We start from the raw sequence: 17,979 nt of genomic DNA, 5'->3' as shown, positions 1-17,979 counted from the left end.
GTAAATCACGAAGCTTTATAACACGAGAATGCCGTAAATTGTCCCAACCTACCATCCTTTGCGCTGCTTACGGCGGGGGTCACGTAAACGCCTGTTTGCCGGTGGCCATGGCGTTGAGTGCGCGTGGATGGACTGTGCATTTCCTCGCTCTCACCACAGCCTATGCCGTGGTCGATGCGGCGGGTGCGCGCGATGCGGGCGTAACGGTCTGGCAGGTCAAAGATATGCTGACACCGGATGATGCCGATATTGTGACCCATGGCACCAGTTTGGTGGGCGATGTCGACGCAACTGGGCCAGTATCACGCGCAGAAAGCGTTGCGTATCAGGGGTTTGGCTATTGCGATCTAGTGGCCACTCACGGCCACGCCAAGGCGCAATCGCTTTATGCAGATGCGGGGCGGGCGGCGTTTGAACACGGCGAATTGGCGGCGCGGATACTCAACAAAACGGCGCCCGATATCATCCTCACCACCAATTCGCCGCGCGCGGAAAAGGCGTTGATTGATGCCGGGCAAGATCGCGGGATCACGGCGATCGTTTTGAACGACACGTTGGCCAGCGCCACCAATCATTGGCTGCACGATCCCGACTATGCAGACCGGATTTTGGTGTTGAGCCAATCCGTTGCCGACACGTTGATCGCGTCGGGCCATGCGCCTGAAAAGATCATAGTTACGGGCAATCCCGCGCTTGAACCGATGGCGCAATTGCGCGCGCGTCGGGCCGCACGCAATGCGCGCGCCCAAACCGACGGAAATGCCAGCGGGAATGGACGAAAAACGGTCCTCTACGCATCGCAACCTTTGAAAGGACGCGACGCGGATCATCAATCCGATGTGATCGCCGCGCTCTATGACTTGGCCCTTCAACGCGATGATTGGGACGTGCCCGTGCGGCTGCACCCCAATGAAGAACCGGCGCCGGCTTGGCTAAAGCCGCCATTTCGGTGCAATCGCGGGGCATCGCTAGATTGCGATTTGTTCGACGCCGATGCCGTCATCACCCACGGATCTACCCTAGGGATAGAGGCAGCCCTGGCGGGTGTTCCGGTGATCCTACAAATGGGGTCCAGCGTCGCGCAGAATTCCCGCTTTGCCGAATATGGCATCGCGGCTGCCAACGCCGATATCGACGATCTGGAAACCGCGATCGATCGCGCTGTGTCACAAACCGAAGCGGGGCGTTTTGCCATGCCGTCGGGTGCGCTTGGCAATGTTGTCGAAGCGATTGATGCCATGTTCGCGGAGGCGCAGCATGCGTAACAAACGGGTTCTGTTGGTGCGGTCCGATGTGAGGCTTGCTGGGCCGGGCGTGTTGATGTTGGCGGTGGCCCATGCCTTGCGCGAACGCGGCTGGCATGTCGAAGTGGCCGTGGGCAGCGATGCGTTGACGGATCGGTTCACGCAAGGCGGATTTGCCGTTCACATTGTCCCCGGCCTCGATCTGGGGGATCGCGCGCCCATTAGAATGGGGAAAGGGGCCGCCGCTCTGCGCCGGATTGTTGCCGGATCCGGCATCAGCATCGCGCACAGTTTCAATGCGCAGGCGGGATTGCTGGCATGGACCGCGACGCGCGGTAAGCGGGTGCGGGTGGTCAACACGGTCTTAGGCGCGGGAAAAGAAGGTGCGCTCAAACGTCTGCCGTTCCCTCTGATCGCGGTGTCCGATTTTGTGAAGCATGATTTGCTGCGGCATGGGGTTGGGGCCAAACGGATCACCACCGTCTACAATTCCATCATGACGCCGGACCGCGTTTTGACCGACAAGTCAGCCTTTGACGCGGCGTGGATTGCGCGCGGGGCGCACGATGAATTCCGCATTGTCGGCATCGCCATGATGAACGGCGATAAGGGGCATCGCGCTTCAATCGATGCCTTTGCTCGCTTTGTTGCCCGGGACCCTGCGCGCGCCACCACGCTGACATTGGTCGGTGATGGCACACGCAGAAACGCGCTCGAATCCTATGCGAAGGAACGAGGCATCGCCAATAAAGTGCGGTTTGCCGGTGCGCTCGACAATGTCTTTCCCGAACTCGACCGGGCCCATGCATTCCTCCATTTATCGCCGCAGGAAACATTTGGGATGGTTCTCGCAGAGGCGCATGCCCGCGGTCTTCCGGTGGTTTCCTATGCCATCGGCGGCATCCCCGAAGTCGTCGCCAACGGCGAAACCGGCATTCTGTGTGCGTTGGGTAACATCGCGGCTGTGACCGATGCGCTGCAAACGCTCGCGGATGATCGCGATCAATGCGTGGAGATGGGATGGCGCGGTCTGGAGAGGGTCCAGCGGCTCTTTATGCGCGACTCTTTGGGCGCCGGGATCGAGGGGGTCTATGCGTCACTTTGACTGTGAAAAGCCGGGTTCGATCGGTGCGACAATTGCGGCCTATATCGCGCACGCGGACACGACGTTGCACGATGCCTTACAACGGCTTGATCAAACCGGCGGCGGCCCATTGATGGTGGTTGATGATACGGGGCGGTTGGTGCGCATGGTCACCGACGGCGATATTCGGCGCCTTTTGCTGGATGGCCGAGATCAATCCGCCATTTTGGATGCGTTGCCCCCAATTGCGCCCGTCACCGCCCGTATGACGACCACTCTGGCTGAACTGAGCGCCATGTTTGAAACCGCGCAGGTCACCGCCATACCCCGTTTGGACGATGCCGGTGTGCCGCGTCTTTTGGAACGGCGCGACAATGCCGGCGCTGTGTTGTTATCGACGCCGCATCTCGGTGGGTTGGAGCGCGATTTTGTCCAACAGGCGTTCGACACCAATTGGATCGCTCCCCTCGGCCCGCAGGTGGAAGGGTTCGAAACCGAACTGGCGCAATACAGTGAGAATGGGCACGTTGCGGCGTTGTCATCGGGCACCGCGGCGCTCCACCTCGGATTGATCCTTTTGGGCGTGAAGGATGGTGACCGGGTCTATTGCCCCAGCTTCACTTTTGCCGCTTCTGCCAACCCGATCCGGTACGAACGGGCCATTCCGGTCTTCATCGATTCAGAACCGCAAACGTGGAACATGTCCCCCAAGGCGCTCGAACGGGCTTTGGCGCGCGATAAAGCGTGCGGCGCTCTGCCCGCGGCCATCATCATCGCCAATCTGTATGGGCAATCGGCGGATATGGATGCGTTGATGGCGTTGGCCGATGCCTATGGAGTCCCAGTTCTTGAAGACGCGGCCGAATCGCTGGGTGCGACGTTTAAGGGACGCAAATCGGGTTCATTCGGCACACTCGCGGCGTATTCTTTCAACGGCAACAAGATCATCACCACGTCGGGCGGTGGCGCATTGTGCGGTGATGACGGCGACATGATTGAACGGGCGCGGTTCCTTGCAACACAGGCTCGCGAAGCAGCCGCCCATTACGAACACCAAACCATTGGGTTCAACTATAGAATGAGCAATGTCTTGGCCGGAATTGGGCGCGGCCAGCTTAAGGTTCTGGATGATCGTGTGCGCCGCCGCCGCGCCATTTTCGAAATCTACTGCGAAGCTTTGAACGATATCGAGGGCATCGATTGGATGCCCGAACCCAACGGATATTTCTCAACACGGTGGCTGACCGCGGCTGTGTTCAATGATGCATGCGGATTGGACCGGACCCGCATTCTCAATGGCTTGCAATCCGTCGGCGTCGAAGCGCGCCCCGTCTGGAAACCGATGCACCGCCAACCGGTCTTCGAAGCATATGAATTTGAACCCCATGATGATGGCCGAATTGCCGATCAATCGGTGAGTGACAACCTGTTCAACGGCGGGCTGTGCCTGCCGTCAGGATCAAACATGGACGACGCCACGGTATACAAGGTCTGCGAACAGATCCGATATTGGGCAAAGGGGTAAGGACCGATGACGACCCCCACACCCACCCAAATGTGCACGGTCCTAATCACCGATAGCCCCGATCTCGCGGCGAGCGCCGAACAATCGGGTGTGGGTCGGATAATGGTCGATCTGGAACGCAACGGTAAGTTTGAACGGCAAAAACTGCGCGACACATGGATTAGCAAACATCGCGTCGAAGACATTGCCCCGGTCGCTCGCGCGGTGTCGTCCGCCGATGTGATGGTCCGCATAAACCCATCATTCAAAGGCAGCGCGCAAGAGATCGATCGCGCGATTGATGCCGGTGCGAATTGCATCATGCTGCCCATGTTTCGAACACTCAAAGAGATCGATCGCATCGGCGCGATGATTGCGGGGCGATGTCGGTTCGTGCCTCTAGTCGAAACCGGTGACGCCATGGCGATATTGGAATCGGTCGCGCGCCGCGATGCGGTTGATGAGGTTTTCATCGGCCTCAACGACCTGCATATCTCTCTAGGCCTCGATTTCATGTTCCAACCGCTGGCCGATGGGCTGTTGGACGATGCCTGCGCCGTTTTGCGCGCCATTGGAAAGCCGTTTGGATTTGGCGGGATTGCGCGGATCGGCGAAGGGGATTTGCCGGCGGAATTTATCGTGAAAGAACACGCGCGGCTGGGCTCCACCCGGGTCAATTTATCTCGCACATTCGCGCGCGACGGGTTGGATGGCGGTGGAGTGTTGGAACGCGAAGTGCGCGCCCTGATCGCATTGTATGATGCAGCGGCGGCCGGTTCACCCGATGATCTGCGGCGCAATCATCAAGAGGTGCAAACCCGCATCCAATCCATCCTGACCCGGATCAGGTCCAACCAAAGGGCCGCATCGTGAAACGGGCTTTTGACATAGTTATCAGCGGCGCAGCCATCATTGCGTTGGGGCCCTTGATCCTTGCCTTGATGGCATGGATCAAACTCGACAGCCCGGGTCCGGCATTGTTCCGCCAGACGCGTATTGGCCGCGGCGGCATTCCATTTGAAATATTGAAACTGCGCAGCATGGTCACCGATGCTGAAATGCAGGGTGGGTATGTGACCCAGGTCGCCGATCCCCGTATCACCCGGGCAGGTGCACTAGTTCGCCGGACCAGCCTTGATGAATTGCCCCAATTTTTCAATGTGCTGCGCGGCGATATGAGCCTTGTCGGACCCCGGCCCGACACCCCCATGCAGGAAAGCAATTACGCGTCGCAAGATTGGCAGAACCGCCACCAAGTCCGGCCCGGCATCACCGGTCTGGCTCAGGCGCGGTTGCGATCATCCGCGACCAAGGAACAGCGGCTCTCGCTCGATCTGGAATACGCCGCCGATGCCACCATGCGGCGGGACATCATCATTTTGTTCGAAACGGTTCGAACTCTCTTTACGCGGGAAACGGTCTGAATATGTGCGGCATTTCGGGTTATTGGTCATTCAACGGTCGCAGCGTTCCGACCGAACGGATCGCGGCAATGTCACGCGTGCAAAGCCATCGCGGCCCCGATGGCGATGGCGTGTTCAGCAACGGCCGGGTCACGTTGGCGAACCAACGGCTGGCCATCATTGATGTCGAAAACGGCGATCAACCCTTCGTCTCCGACGATGGCGCGGTGGCGTTGGTGCAGAACGGCGAGATTTTCAATTACATAGAGCTGGCCAAGGAATTGCGGGCCGCGGGGGTACGGCTGAAAACCGGGTCTGACACCGAGGTGCTGCTCCACGCTTATCGCCACTGGGGCCCCGATTTTGTCCGGCGGTTAAACGGCATGTTCGCCATCGCGATTTGGGACAATCGCGATGCCACTTTGCGCCTTTACCGCGACCGGATCGGCGTAAAACCACTGTTCTACACAGAGACCGGCGACAGTTTCGTGTTTGCTTCAGAGATCAAATCGATCCTTGCCGCGGGCATCGCCCCGCAATTGGATCCCGAGGCGATCGACCTGTTTTTGACCTTCAATTATGTGCCCCCGCCGCACACGGCGTTTAAAGGGATCCGGCATCTTCCCCCCGGGTGCATGGCGGAATTGAAGGCTGGCGGACCCTTGCAAGTGAAGCGGTGGTGGTCGCTGACACAGCGCGACATGATCGACCAGTCCGAGGCGGCATGGTCGGGCGCATTTCTGGACCTTTTCGAAGACGCGGTGCGATTGCGTCTGCGGTCGGATGTACCTTTTGGTGCCTTTCTTTCGGGCGGCGTGGATTCGACCAGTGTGGTCGGGTTTATGGCCCGAAACATTGATGGGCCGGTGCGTACATTCTCCATCGGCTTTGAAGACCCCCGGTTTGACGAAACGGCCAGCGCAAAACTGGCTGCATCGCGTTTTGGCACCGACCACATCGCCGAAATCGTCGATCCCGATATGGTCAGCGCATGGCCGAATGTGATGTGGCATTTGGACCAACCGCACGGCGATGTATCGTTCATGCCGACCCGGCGAGTGTCTGAATTGGCATCGCGGCATGTGAAGGTCGTTTTGACCGGGGATGGCGGGGACGAATTGTTTGCCGGTTATGACAAGTACCGCAATTTCTTTGAAAGCCGCCCCGAACACGAAAGCGACGCGCAATTCCGCAGCGCTTATTTGGCGAACATCTCTTTGTTCGACCCGGCTGAAAAAGCCCGGTTGTACCGCCCAGAATTTGCGCGCGAGGTTGATCCGCAAGCATCCGCCGAATTGCTCCGCCCCCATTTCGATGAAAGCGCCCATTGGGACCGCCTGAATCAGGCGTTGAACGTCGATATGCAATTGCTGTTACCGGGCAACAATTTGGTGAAACCCGATCGGATGGGCATGGCCGAAGGGGTCGAGGCACGCACACCGATGCTCGATTATCGCATGATGGAGTTTGCCTTCACCATGCCCGCGCAATTCAAACTGCGTGACGGGGAGACCAAGTATCTCTTCAAGAAAGCGGTCGCACCGATGATCGGTGAGGATCTGGCCTATCGTAAGAAGCAGATGTTCACCGTGCCGATTGGTGAATGGTTCAAAGACCGCCTTGCGCCGGCGGCGCGGGCGACATTGTTAGGCAACGACGCGATCACCCGCACAATGTTCGATAGCGCGCGAATGGGCGCTTATCTTGATGCGCATGTGGCCGGGCGGGAAAATCGCACCCGCGAAATAAGGGCTCTGATGGCGATTGAGCTTTGGGCGCGCGCGTTTCTGGACACCGATACAAACGCTTCTGATCGGGCCGAAAGCGCGCTGTATGCCGCTTAAGACATTGGCCTTGATACCCGCGCGCGCCGGATCGAAGCGTGTGCCGGGAAAGAACGCCCGCTTGTTGGGCGGAAAACCACTGGTGCAATGGACTTTTGACGCCGCCCAATCGGCACAGCGGGTTGATAGAATTCTGCTGTCCAGCGACGATTCCGATGTCGCGACCATTGCTACGCGGGCGGGGATCGATGTCCTCGTTCGCCCCGCCGCATTGGCGAGCGATCACGCCAACAGCGTCGATGTCGCCCTGCATGCTTTGGATAAGGAGCGCGAAGCAGGCCGCCATTGGGATGTGCTGTGCTTGTTGCAACCGACATCGCCCTTTCGCGCGCCGGGCAGGGTCGATGAAGGCCTGGCGTTGTTGGCCAATTCTCCGACGTTTGAGGGCGTCGTAGGCGCCGTGACGCCGAACCACCATCCGTTGCATTGCCTCATCCAAATGGCCGATGGTGTTCTGTCTCAAGTGGTCGCCGCCAACAGCCCGATCAGCGCCAATCGCAGCCAAGATCTGCCCGCCGCCTGGGCGTTGACCGGATCGTTCTACGCCGTTCGCACCGCAGCTCTACGCGCGCATCGCAGCTTTCTTCCGCCGGCTTGCCTCCCACTCAATTGCAACGCGCCGGGTGAAGAGATCGATATTGATTGGCCATCCGATTTCGATCGGGCCGAGGCGCATATCGCATCGACTATGGCGTCCGTGTGATGAAGCGTCTCCTTGGCTCCACATTGGTCTTGTTGATCATCACCTTCGCTTCAAAGCTGATCGGCTTTGTGCGGGAGCTTATCTTGCTCGAATCCTTGGGCATCGGGGCTGAACTTGATGCCTTTGTGGTGCTGTATGGTCTGGTCAATTTGCTGTCTGGCGCCTTGGGGATTTGCATCGTCACCAGCCTGACGCCGATTGCGGGCGTTTATCGCACCCGCGGTGATACTCTGGGCCTTTTGAAAGAGGGGGCAGGGGTTGGGGTTGTCGTTTGCGCCGCCGCGTTGATCGCGACGTTGGTCTACACCGCGATCGCGGGATTCGGGAATGAAGCCCTCTCACCTGTATGGCCGATCGCGCTGATCGTGCCGCTTGTCGTGCCGTTTGCTTTGATTGCGGAGTATCAAGTCGCTCTGTTCCTTTCACGCAATCAACGCGCGCCGGTTATCGCTGGGAATCTCCTCCTCTCTTTGCCTTTGGTTGCGGCGTTGCTGTTGTTTGATTTGGGCATTGTTGCCTACGCGGTCGGGCTTGTGGCGACCTTTGCCTTGCGCGCAAGTGTTTTCACCGGGCTGTTGCTGCGCGGAGCGGAACCGGATGTTGGCGATGCACCACGCGGCAAAACCGCCCTGTTTTCGGACCGGCTTTGGCGCACGATGGCCGGTGGATCGGCGATGTTGGCCGTCGCGGCCATTGCCGTCACCGCGCAAATGGCTGCACGCGAATTGGCCGAAGGGCAAGCAACGATCATCGCCTATGGGTTAAAGGTCCCGCAATTCATCATCACGTCGATCTGGTTTGTGTTCGGCACCGCATTCTTTGCTGATTTGGTGACGCGCGGAACGCTTGGGATGAAACACAGGATCGCAGTCTATTGCGCGGTCAATGCGGCGCTGGCTCTGACGGTGTTTGGCGCGGTTTTGATGGCCCAATCCTCGCCCCAGATGATCGGCCTGACCGATCAATCGCAAATGGTGCGGGTCATCATCGTGAGCGCGCCGTTCCTGCCTTTGATCGTCCTGACCCCGTTGGTTGAAATGACGCAAAGATTGCTGGTGACCTGCGATCGACACCGATGGGTGATTGGCGTCACCGGTGCGGTTTTGATTGCCGGGTTTGCGGCACAGGCAATGGCGGTTTGGACCCAATCGGTCGCCATGCTCGCTTGGTCACCGGCCGTCGGCGGCGCGGCGGGCGGGGCCGTTTGTCTTGCGCTCCTTCTGTTTCATCCCATTGCCCGCGAACGGGCAGGCGCTTTCACGGAAAAGACCCTCTCTCATGCATCATCCTGAACCGATATCCGACCCGTCGATCATGATTGGTAACCGCCGCATTTCGGCGAAGGATCCATGCTACATCATCGCAGAGATTGGGGTGAATCATGACGGCGATATTGATGTCGCCCACGCCATGATCGACACCGCTCATGCATGCGGCGCGGATGCGGTGAAATTTCAGACCTTTCGCACCGAAGCAAACATTCTAACCACCGCCCCCAAGGCCAATTATCAAGAACGCCAAACCGGCGAGGGCAGCCAGTTTGAAATGGTGCGCAAACTGGAATTGGCGTTTGATGATTTTGCCGCGCTTCAAAAGCATTGCGACGCGATTGGCATTGAATTTTTGACCACGGCGTTTGATCCCGAAGCGTTGGATTTTGTGATCGGATTGCGCCCCGCATGCCTCAAATGGCCGTCGGGTGAGATCACCAATCTCGCTTTGTTGCGGCAAGCGGCGCGATCTGGATTGCCGGTATTGGTTTCCACGGGGATGGCCGACATGGCCGACATTGATCGCGCCGTTTCCGAATTGCGCGGGCATTGCGAATTCGCGGTTCTGCAATGTGTTTCCGATTATCCGGCGGCGTTGGAGGATCAAAACCTACGCGTCTTGCCGGCCTTTGCATCGGCGTTTGAATGCCCAGTGGGATTTTCCGATCACACTTTGGGTGCTGCGGCTGCGATTGCGGCGCGCGCCTTAGGCATGGCGGTTTTGGAAAAACACATAACCTTGGACGCGAACCGGGACGGCCCCGACCACGCTGCATCGATGGAACCGGACGCATTCAAAGCGATGGTCACCACAATCCGTGCCTTGGAAAAAGGGTTGGGCAATGGGGTTAAAAAGCCCGTCGCCGCCGAATTATCGACACGCATGGTTGCCCGCAAAAGCCTCGTCTTTGCGCGGGATTTCCCCGCGGGGCACGTTCTGTCGCCAAAAGATCTTTTGGCGAAGAGACCCGGCGATGGGCTGGGCCCTGAATTGGTGGACGCGGTCGTCGGGGCGGCGTTGCATCGCGATGTGATCGCAGACGGGCAAGTGCAATGGGACGATTTGGAGGGTCTGGCACAATGACGAACTCGAAGCTGTTTGGTGTCTATGGCGCGGGTGGATTTGGCCGAGAGGTTATGCCGGTTATGGCGCAATGGGCGCGATCCCAAACGCCCGTGGATTGCCAATGGCGCGCTGTCTTCATCGATGACGCCGCAGTCGATCACACTCATCCCCGATATGACATCCTCACTCTCGATCAATTTGCACAAACTGATGCCGTTTCGCGCGAAGCGGTCTTGGCCGTTGGCAGTGGCCGTTTGCGCAGCACGCTTGCCGCTAAATGCAAGGCGGCTGGCGTGAAATTGGGCCGGGTGATCGCGGATAATGCGATGGTTCTCGACAATGTTGAGATCGGCGACGGCGCGGTTTTGTGCCCGTTCACGATGGTCACATCCGACACGGTGATTGGCGCGTTGTTTCAAGCAAATATCTACGCCTATGTGGCGCATGATTGCATTGTCGGTGATCGGGTCACTCTGGCACCCGGCGCCAAGGTGAACGGCAATGTCCAAATTGGCGATGATGCCTATATCGGCACGGGCGCAATCCTGCGCCCTGGGCAACCGGACAAGAAACTGCAGATCGGTGCCGGTGCAGTGATCGGTATGGGCGCCGTGGTGACGAAGGATGTCGAACCGGGCGCGACCGTGGTGGGCAACCCCGCGAAACCAATATGAAGATCGATTATCTCACCGGAAGCCGCGCCGATTTCGGCCTAATGCTGCCCTGTTTGCGGGCTTTGCACGACGCGCCTGATTTCGACTGTCGTATTGTGGTGACCGGGCAGCATCTTGCGCCCGGCTATGGCAACACCATCAAGGATATTGAACACAGCGGCCTGCCAATTGCGGCACGGATTGCTGTCCCGCTGACCGGTGCCGATGGGGGGGAAATGGCGCTGGCGTTGGCGGCGGAATTGGACGCGTTGACCCGGTTTTGGCGGGACGACCGTCCCGATGCCGTGATGTTGCTGGGCGATAGGGGTGAAATGCTTGCAGGCGCGTTGGCGGCTTTGCATCTCGCCATTCCGATTGTGCATGTGGGTGGCGGTGAACGGTCCGGCACATTGGATGAGAGTTTTCGCCACGCCATAACCAAATTGGCGCATGTGCATTTGTGTTCCACCGACATATCTGCGGATCGGATCGTTCGCATGGGCGAACGCGCCGATTGCGTCACCGCGATAGGCGCGCCGGGCCTTGTGGGCATCCATTCCCATGCCATGGGCACGTTCGATTTTGCCGGAAAATGCGGCTTTGCCCCCACAGCATCCGGCGGGCCAAAGGTCGCCGTCGTCATCTATCATCCCGTCGTTCAAGAATCGGCCACGGCAGCGCAACAGGCAGAGGCGGTGATCGCCGCCGTGCGCGATGCCGGGTTCAGCCAATTGATCCTGAGGCCTAACTCCGACGCCGGGGGCAAAGCGATTGACGCAATGCTTGATCGGTACGCCGGTGATGAAAGGGTGTGTGTGGTCGATCATCTGGCCCGCCCGGATTACCTTTCTGCGATACGATGCGCGGATCTCTTGGTCGGCAATTCATCGTCTGGCATTATTGAATCGGCCAGTCTGAGCACGCCATGCCTCAACATCGGTGCGCGCCAATCCGGGCGGGAACGCAACGCCAACACGGTTGATTGCGAATCCACCGATCCTGCCGCACTTGCCAATGGGATTGAACGGGCATTGTCCATCACGCCATCCAACGCCAATATTTATGGCGACGGAACCGCCGACGCACGGTTGGTTGCCGCCTTGCGAAGCGCCGATTTCGGTCCGCATCTACTGTCAAAAATCAACACCTATTAGGCCGGGCGTCCGCCGCTGAAATATGCGGGATGCGATGCGGCGCCGTTGGCAGACAGCGTGCCCGATGGGGAATGAATGCGCGCGCCATTCCCACGCCATGAATAGGTGTACCCCAAGGTGAACATGATGGTGCCAAAGGCGCGGATATCGGTCACGATCGCCTCCATCATCCCCATCATCATAAAGATCGCAAAACACGACAGGAACAGGAAGTTGCGTTGACGCCATCCTTGCACCGCAAACCCGACTAGGAAGGTCAGAAACACACCCAGCGGGACAAACCCGTACGCGACCCACAGCTGAAGCAGCATGTTGTGGGCGTGTTGAATCTCCAACCGTTGATAGACCGGGTAAATGTTGAGGTAATCGGCAAAGCTGGCCTCTCCAAAATTGAAGGCATAGGCCCCGCGTGTTTGTGCGTAATGCAGGCTGACTTCGATGATCTGCATGCGCAGTCGATCCGAGAAGTTGTCCATGCTGAACCCGCGATAGAATAGAACCGCGCAGGCCAGCCCCACGACCCCCAGCATCGCAATCTTTTGTTGCCGGATGGATTGGATCGACAGCGCGGTCGCCAACAAAGTGAGTGCCATAAGCGCGCGTGACGCCGCGAAAAACGCAAAGGCAAACAACAAGGCAAGGCAGATCAGGCGCCACCGACCGCGCATCTGCAACACAACAATCGGCAGGAATATCGCCAGCATAGAAGCCGAATGGTTGTTGTCCGGCGGATAGACGATCGATTCCTGGCTCAACACGGCGTCGGTAAAGCTAAGATAGCCGTAAAACGCCGAGATTACGGCGATAAACACGGGTAGGGCGCGAAACAGCCCGGCGTCTTGGCTATCAAACTGTTGGTTGCCCTCCATGCCGCTTCCCACACCCAGCGACATCCCCATGACAAGTGCAACCGCCGCGAACAGGAATTTGAGCGCGTCGATGTTTTGACCCGATACGCCATGATTGAAACTGGGCCCCAACACGGCGAGCGCGGCAAAAATAGAGAACACCGCGATCAAGACGCCCGACCCGCTGGGCAAGGGTGGGGAGACGCGCACCCCTCTAAGCGACAATGCAATCGCCAACAGAACCAGCAAGGCACCCGAATACAACGCCGGCATCAGAAAGCTGGCAGCCACCATCGCAAGGGCTAGGACTGACCTCATGACGGCGCTGATCCGCGATGCGGTGCGGCGATCAGCGCCAGAAATAGGATCATGACGACCGCCCCGGATGGAGTGCGCAATGGGTAGTCAAACGCGCTGCCGGCAACCAAGATGACCGCGCCGGCCAAACCCGCAAAGCGGACGCGACCTTCATCGCCGCGCGGGCGCAAGATCTGGCGTCGATGGCGCCAAACATTCTGTGCTGTCCACATGGCGATGGCCGCCATGATCGTGGGCAGAGCCAACCCGCCTTCGATGATAATCTCTAGCCAATCGTTGTGCGCGTGATTGATATAGGCGGGCTGAATCATCTCGCGCCTTTCGTAGATTTCATACACTTCGGGAAAGGAACCCATGCCCCAACCAAGCGGCGTGGACTGCGCAATCATCGCGAGGATATCCGGCAGGATTTGAAACCGCAGATCGCCAAAGCTGTCCTTTGCCGCGATTCGTTCAAACGCGGCGCCTCCGCCGATCAAAAACACGGCAACGACAATCAAAACAATGGCAATCGGGCTAAGGATTAGGGCCCATCGTTTCCTACGCCAGTTGCGCACCCCGCTCTGTGTCGAAAGCTTGGCATAGGCGAACATGGGGACGGTCAATGCAAAGGCGGCGATGGACAAAGCTGCGCCTGCGCGAGAACCGGTCATAACGGCCAATCCGACCATACACAGACCCACGACACACGACGGTGCGACCCCGCCCATCCATGCCAATTTCGCTTTGCCAAATTGCGCCATGATCGCGAGGATAAGGGGAATGGTTGCAGCCAACATTACCGCATGATGGTTGCGGTTGGCGAACAAACCGACGGGAGCATCCTCGTTTGTGACCCTGTAAAAATGCAAGGCAGAAGACCCCGGAACAAGCGATTGAAACACTGCGATCACCGCCGACATACCGACAAAAACGCCGACAATCAGGACTGCGTTCCCCCGCGCTTTGTCATCCACCGCGGCGAACAACACCAAAACCGCAAACGGCACCAAGAGCGCACCCAACGCATTGATCGTCGCCATCGGAGTCACCGAAAGCGGTTGCCAAGCCAAAACAATCTGGGCCGCATCGTGCCCCGCAACCAACGGCGCACGGCCAGGCAAATTGGCCCAGATCGAAGGCGGCAATGGGATCAATTGGATCGCGGCCAGCACAACAATGGCGGCGACGGCTACAATTAGAAAGCGCAAGCCAGATGGCCCGTCGCCGCGCGCTTTGGCCGCGAACAATTGCCACAATCCATAGGTTAGCACCAACGCCGCCATAGGCCGGATCAACAAGAGCGAGGCGACATCGCCGCGCGCGCTGCCGCCCATAAGCAGGACGAGCGCCAGAAAGCCCAGAAACACGAATGCCGGCCCTATGGCCAAAGAACGGCGCGCGCCGCGCAGCCGTTCAGCGAGTGGGACGGATTGAGATCGCATCAACAAAGACGTCCTCCGCGCGGGTTTGAGATTGAGGCAGGGTGAGGATCAACCATTGGTATTGGCAATCATCGCCCACGATGATCGAGGCGTCGCCTGAATCAATCGGAGCGCCAGCGTCAGTGGCGCATACCAAGCGCACCGAAACTAGCGCTGCGCCCGATGGGGCCGGGTTGATGGACAAAGACGCGCTGTATTGGCCCTGTTCCAGGGCGATTAGGCGATAGGCTACGACATCGTCGGCCCCACTCGACAATGTGATCAACGCGCCGCCGCCTTGGATGGGCTGCAGAAACGCCTCCGCTTCGTCTGGAATGATCCATTGGCCCGGCCATGTCGCGTCCAAATCGGTGGTGGAGGGAGATGCCGTCTCGAACACGCTTTCTCGCAATTCGCTCACCCGCACTAGCGGGGTTGGCGCGGCAATCCCGGCGATCTCAACCGCTTCGTCAAACCGGCCCGCATTGATAAGAGCGGCGGCGAACTGCGCGCTGATGTCTGATGGGATCGTGTCATCGGCACCGATCATGCGGTGCAGGTCGAGGAAGCTGTCATGGCTTTCGGGGGTGCGCAGGGCATAGAAATACAAAAGGCTTTCCCACGATGGCCCCTTAGGCAATTGTTCGGCCACCTCTTCCAAGACGCCGGGCAATGTCAGCGCGACGGCAAGGTTGCGCCCGGCGGAATCGCGATAGGCACTGCGGCGGCGCAAAACCGCGTCATAATGCTCCATCGCTTGACCAATCTCTCCGCGCTTTGCGGCGAATTCGATCAGGTAGACCTGTGTCAAAGTGTCTCTTCGGCTTTGGCGGTGGCTCGCTTCGAGCAAGGGTAGCGTGATCGCCGATTCCGGATCGGCCAGCGCCAGTATCCGCAATGCCCTTGGGTTGAGAGGCAAGCTTTCCAGCGAACGACGCGCCATCGCCGCGGCCCGCTCTAACTCTGGCGTGCCCGAACCCAGATTTTCGATGCGGGCGTTGGCGCCGCGGGTGAAATCCGCCTCCGCCACGCGGGCGCGGGCATCGGCGTTGATCGGGAATAAGGCCAAGGCCAATTCAGGCGCCTGCCGCTGAGTGACGGTCGACGCGGTGGCCATAAACATCGCCGCCGCCAAGGCGATTCCGCCGAGACCGATAGGCTTAGAGGGGAGGGACCCTTTGCCCATCGTTCGATCACGCGCTCCGCAATGCGGCGGCTTTGTCGGCGTCATCGCTGTTTAGGCCATGGGCGCCGCTGGTTGCCTCTGAGCCATAGCCGTATTCATAGCCATAGCCGTATCCATAACCGTATCCGTAACCACCGCGCCCGGGTTGATCATATTTAGTGACCAAAGCGCCAAAGACGTTGGCGTTGACTGTGCGCAACCGATCGATCGAGGCACGAATGCCGCGCATCTGAACGCCATTATATTCGATCGTGTAAATCAACCCATCGACCGCGCTGCTTATCAGGGGGACATCGGCAAGGCCCAGCATCGGCGGCGCATCGATGACCACCACATCAAACCGGCCCTTCAATTCTGCGACCAATTCGGCAAAGCGCGGGGAGGCCAACAATTCGGCCGCATTTGGCGGCGGTGGTCCGGCGGTGATGACCGAAAGGCCTGGTTGCTCCATCTCTACCAACAAATCATCCACCCCGCTCGCGCCGGTTAGATAATGGGTCAGACCTTTATTGGGTTCGATGCTGAGGTATTTTTCGACCGATGGGGACCGTACATCGGCATCGACCAACACCGCGCGCCGACCAACCCGGGCCAAGCTCATCGCCAGCGCCATGGCCGAACTGCTCTTGCCTTCGCCGGGCCGTGTGCTGGTGATGATAAAGCTCTCTGGAAGGCCTTTGTCGGTCAGCATGCTGAGATTGGTTTGCGCCGCGACATAGGCTTCGCTGATGGCGGATTTGCGATCATGCACCGCTTCGATCACGTCATCGTCATCCGCCCGGGGGATTACGCCCAACAACGGCAGGCCCAAATCGCGCACCGCGGTGGGATCGCGCAAGGATCGATCGATCTGCTCTAAACCGAATACAATTGCCGCCGCCAATCCAACGCCTGCGATGATCGATGCGGCCAGATTGATCAGCAGATTGGGGCTTGATGGGACCCGGGGCACTTCGGCGGTGTCGACGATGGACACATTGTTGGTGCCAACACCCGCCACGCCGATCTCTTTAAACCGTTGGAGCAGCCCGTCATAAAGTTGGCGATTGGTGTCCACCTCACGTTGATAGATATTGTATTGGATCGACGCCTGTTGTTCATCGACCAAGCTGGAGCGCAGGCCGTTGATGCGGCTGCGCAATTCGCGTTCCCTCGTTAGCGCTTGGGCGAATGCGGTGCGCGATGCACCGGCGACCCGCGCTTCTTCGTTGGCGATAGAGCTTTCGATTTGCGCCAATTGCGCCTGCAGCGCCAATAGCGGCGGATATTCGGGCCCAAATCGCGCATCAATGCTCGACAAATTGGCGGCCACTTCGGCGCGATCTTGGCGCAGCGCGCTTAGGGTTGGATTTTCAACCGATGTGACGCTGCCACCGCCGGTTAGGCGGCTTTCGGCGCTGATCCTGTCTGCAGTGGCGGCGGCCAATTCTGTGTTGAGAGCTTCGATGTCGGCGATCGTCAAAGTCCGATCGGTGCGTGTGCGACCATCGGCGGATTCGTTTTGGGAAAGGGTGACGATCCCGCTGTTTGCGGCGTAATTCACCAATTCCCGCTCTGACAATTCCAACCGTTCGCGCAGTGTCTGCAATTGATCCGATAGAAATTCGCGCGCATCGACGGTGGAAGCCGATCGCCGATCCAAATTCGACTGCAGATATTCTTCGGCCCATGTGTTGACGATGGTCCGCGACAATTCCGGATCAGGAGACGTGAAACGCAAATCCACCAATGCCGACCCCCGGATCGGGGAAATTCCAACATGGCTAAGGAACAAATCGACCGCCTCGCGTCCGCGTTCCTCCACCTGTTCCCGCGAAAAGTGCGCGCCGGTCGCGCCGTCTTCGATCATCAGGCCGTCTTCCAATTCGTGGCCGAATGTGTCGAAGAAATCGTCGTTCCGTGTGAGATTCAATCGCCGCACCACGCGTTGTGCCAAAGACCGCGCCTCTAACAAAGCGTATTGGGTTTGATAGAATTCAAGGTCCTGATCGGCATCTTGCGGGGTCACCGCTTCGACGTCGGTGACGTTGTCTTGTGACCGGCTGATCTCAATCCGCGCCTCTGCGGTGTAGGTAGGCGTCTGAAAAAAGGTGACGGCAATGCCAATGGCCAACGCCGCCCCAACAATCGCCAGAACCAGCCATCGCCGACGGAAGAAAATCTCCCAATAGCGCACCAATATCGGATCAAGCGGGGCCGATTGCGGCGTCATGATCGCGGTGGCTTCCGGCGAGAGCGCCTGATTGGGGTTTCCCTGAAGGGGGAGGGCGACGAGAGGTTGGTTCATGGCCGTTACCT

The 17,979-nt window shown here is 58.9% G+C and carries 15 protein-coding genes; 11 read left to right on the top strand and 4 right to left on the bottom strand.

Annotated features, from left to right (window positions below; translation table 11 throughout):
- Positions 1 to 38 precede the first annotated feature (38 nt).
- From BQ8290_RS15165 to neuC, 11 genes are read left to right on the top strand one after another with little or no spacing between them, the layout of a single operon-like run.
- Positions 39 to 1,265, top strand: a complete 1,227-nt coding sequence (locus BQ8290_RS15165; protein WP_337661264.1) for a hypothetical protein — start codon at positions 39 to 41, stop codon at positions 1,263 to 1,265.
- The gene (locus tag BQ8290_RS09085) at positions 1,258 to 2,349 is read left to right on the top strand and encodes a glycosyltransferase (protein ID WP_337661263.1); all 1,092 of its coding nucleotides are present in this window, start codon (positions 1,258 to 1,260) and stop codon (positions 2,347 to 2,349) included. The genes BQ8290_RS15165 and BQ8290_RS09085 overlap by 8 nt, the downstream gene beginning before the upstream one ends.
- Positions 2,336 to 3,853, top strand: coding sequence for an aminotransferase class I/II-fold pyridoxal phosphate-dependent enzyme (locus BQ8290_RS09080; protein WP_108789484.1), 1,518 nt, complete (start codon positions 2,336 to 2,338; stop codon positions 3,851 to 3,853). The genes BQ8290_RS09085 and BQ8290_RS09080 overlap by 14 nt, the downstream gene beginning before the upstream one ends.
- Before the next feature lie 6 nt (positions 3,854 to 3,859).
- On the top strand, positions 3,860 to 4,705 hold the full coding sequence (locus BQ8290_RS09075) for an aldolase/citrate lyase family protein (RefSeq protein WP_108789482.1): 846 nt from the start codon (positions 3,860 to 3,862) through the stop codon (positions 4,703 to 4,705).
- Positions 4,702 to 5,256, top strand: a complete 555-nt coding sequence (locus tag BQ8290_RS09070) for a sugar transferase (RefSeq protein ID WP_337661262.1) — start codon at positions 4,702 to 4,704, stop codon at positions 5,254 to 5,256. Before BQ8290_RS09075 ends, BQ8290_RS09070 begins: the two co-directional genes overlap by 4 nt.
- Before the next feature lie 2 nt (positions 5,257 to 5,258).
- Positions 5,259 to 7,079, top strand: coding sequence for an asparagine synthase (glutamine-hydrolyzing) (gene asnB / locus BQ8290_RS09065; RefSeq protein WP_108789478.1), 1,821 nt, complete (start codon positions 5,259 to 5,261; stop codon positions 7,077 to 7,079).
- Entirely contained in the window at positions 7,069 to 7,782 is a 714-nt protein-coding gene (locus BQ8290_RS09060; protein ID WP_108789476.1) for a cytidylyltransferase domain-containing protein, read from the top strand. The genes asnB and BQ8290_RS09060 overlap by 11 nt, the downstream gene beginning before the upstream one ends.
- The gene (locus BQ8290_RS09055; protein WP_108789474.1) at positions 7,782 to 9,074 is read left to right on the top strand and encodes a hypothetical protein; all 1,293 of its coding nucleotides are present in this window, start codon (positions 7,782 to 7,784) and stop codon (positions 9,072 to 9,074) included. The genes BQ8290_RS09060 and BQ8290_RS09055 overlap by 1 nt, the downstream gene beginning before the upstream one ends.
- Positions 9,061 to 10,137: an N-acetylneuraminate synthase family protein gene (locus BQ8290_RS09050; protein ID WP_337661261.1), complete on the top strand. Its 1,077-nt coding sequence runs from the start codon at positions 9,061 to 9,063 to the stop codon at positions 10,135 to 10,137. The genes BQ8290_RS09055 and BQ8290_RS09050 overlap by 14 nt, the downstream gene beginning before the upstream one ends.
- Positions 10,134 to 10,793 (top strand): NeuD/PglB/VioB family sugar acetyltransferase, encoded by a 660-nt coding sequence (locus BQ8290_RS09045; protein ID WP_108789472.1) that lies wholly within the window; start codon positions 10,134 to 10,136, stop codon positions 10,791 to 10,793. Before BQ8290_RS09050 ends, BQ8290_RS09045 begins: the two co-directional genes overlap by 4 nt.
- Positions 10,790 to 11,926, top strand: a complete 1,137-nt coding sequence (gene neuC, locus BQ8290_RS09040) for a UDP-N-acetylglucosamine 2-epimerase (protein ID WP_108789470.1) — start codon at positions 10,790 to 10,792, stop codon at positions 11,924 to 11,926. The genes BQ8290_RS09045 and neuC overlap by 4 nt, the downstream gene beginning before the upstream one ends.
- On the opposite strand, the gene BQ8290_RS09035 is transcribed toward neuC, so the two are convergent.
- The 4 genes from BQ8290_RS09035 to BQ8290_RS09020 are packed head-to-tail and all read right to left on the bottom strand — an operon-like array spanning position 11,923 to position 17,968.
- Entirely contained in the window at positions 11,923 to 13,092 is a 1,170-nt protein-coding gene (locus BQ8290_RS09035; protein ID WP_108789468.1) for an O-antigen ligase family protein, read from the bottom strand. The genes neuC and BQ8290_RS09035 overlap by 4 nt on opposite strands.
- A complete protein-coding gene (locus BQ8290_RS09030; protein ID WP_108789466.1) occupies positions 13,089 to 14,516 on the bottom strand; it encodes an O-antigen ligase family protein in 1,428 nt (475 codons plus the stop codon). Before BQ8290_RS09030 ends, BQ8290_RS09035 begins: the two co-directional genes overlap by 4 nt.
- A complete protein-coding gene (locus tag BQ8290_RS09025) occupies positions 14,488 to 15,726 on the bottom strand; it encodes a hypothetical protein (protein WP_337661260.1) in 1,239 nt (412 codons plus the stop codon). The genes BQ8290_RS09030 and BQ8290_RS09025 overlap by 29 nt, the downstream gene beginning before the upstream one ends.
- The gene (locus BQ8290_RS09020) at positions 15,689 to 17,968 is read right to left on the bottom strand and encodes a polysaccharide biosynthesis tyrosine autokinase (RefSeq protein WP_108789462.1); all 2,280 of its coding nucleotides are present in this window, start codon (positions 17,966 to 17,968) and stop codon (positions 15,689 to 15,691) included. Before BQ8290_RS09020 ends, BQ8290_RS09025 begins: the two co-directional genes overlap by 38 nt.
- Positions 17,969 to 17,979 lie beyond the last annotated feature (11 nt).

The sequence above is a fragment of the Erythrobacter sp. Alg231-14 genome (assembly GCF_900149685.1).
Lineage (GTDB): Bacteria > Pseudomonadota > Alphaproteobacteria > Sphingomonadales > Sphingomonadaceae > Erythrobacter.
The sequence above is the reverse complement of the archived record's forward strand: the minus strand, read 5'-3'. Positions and strand labels throughout refer to the sequence as shown.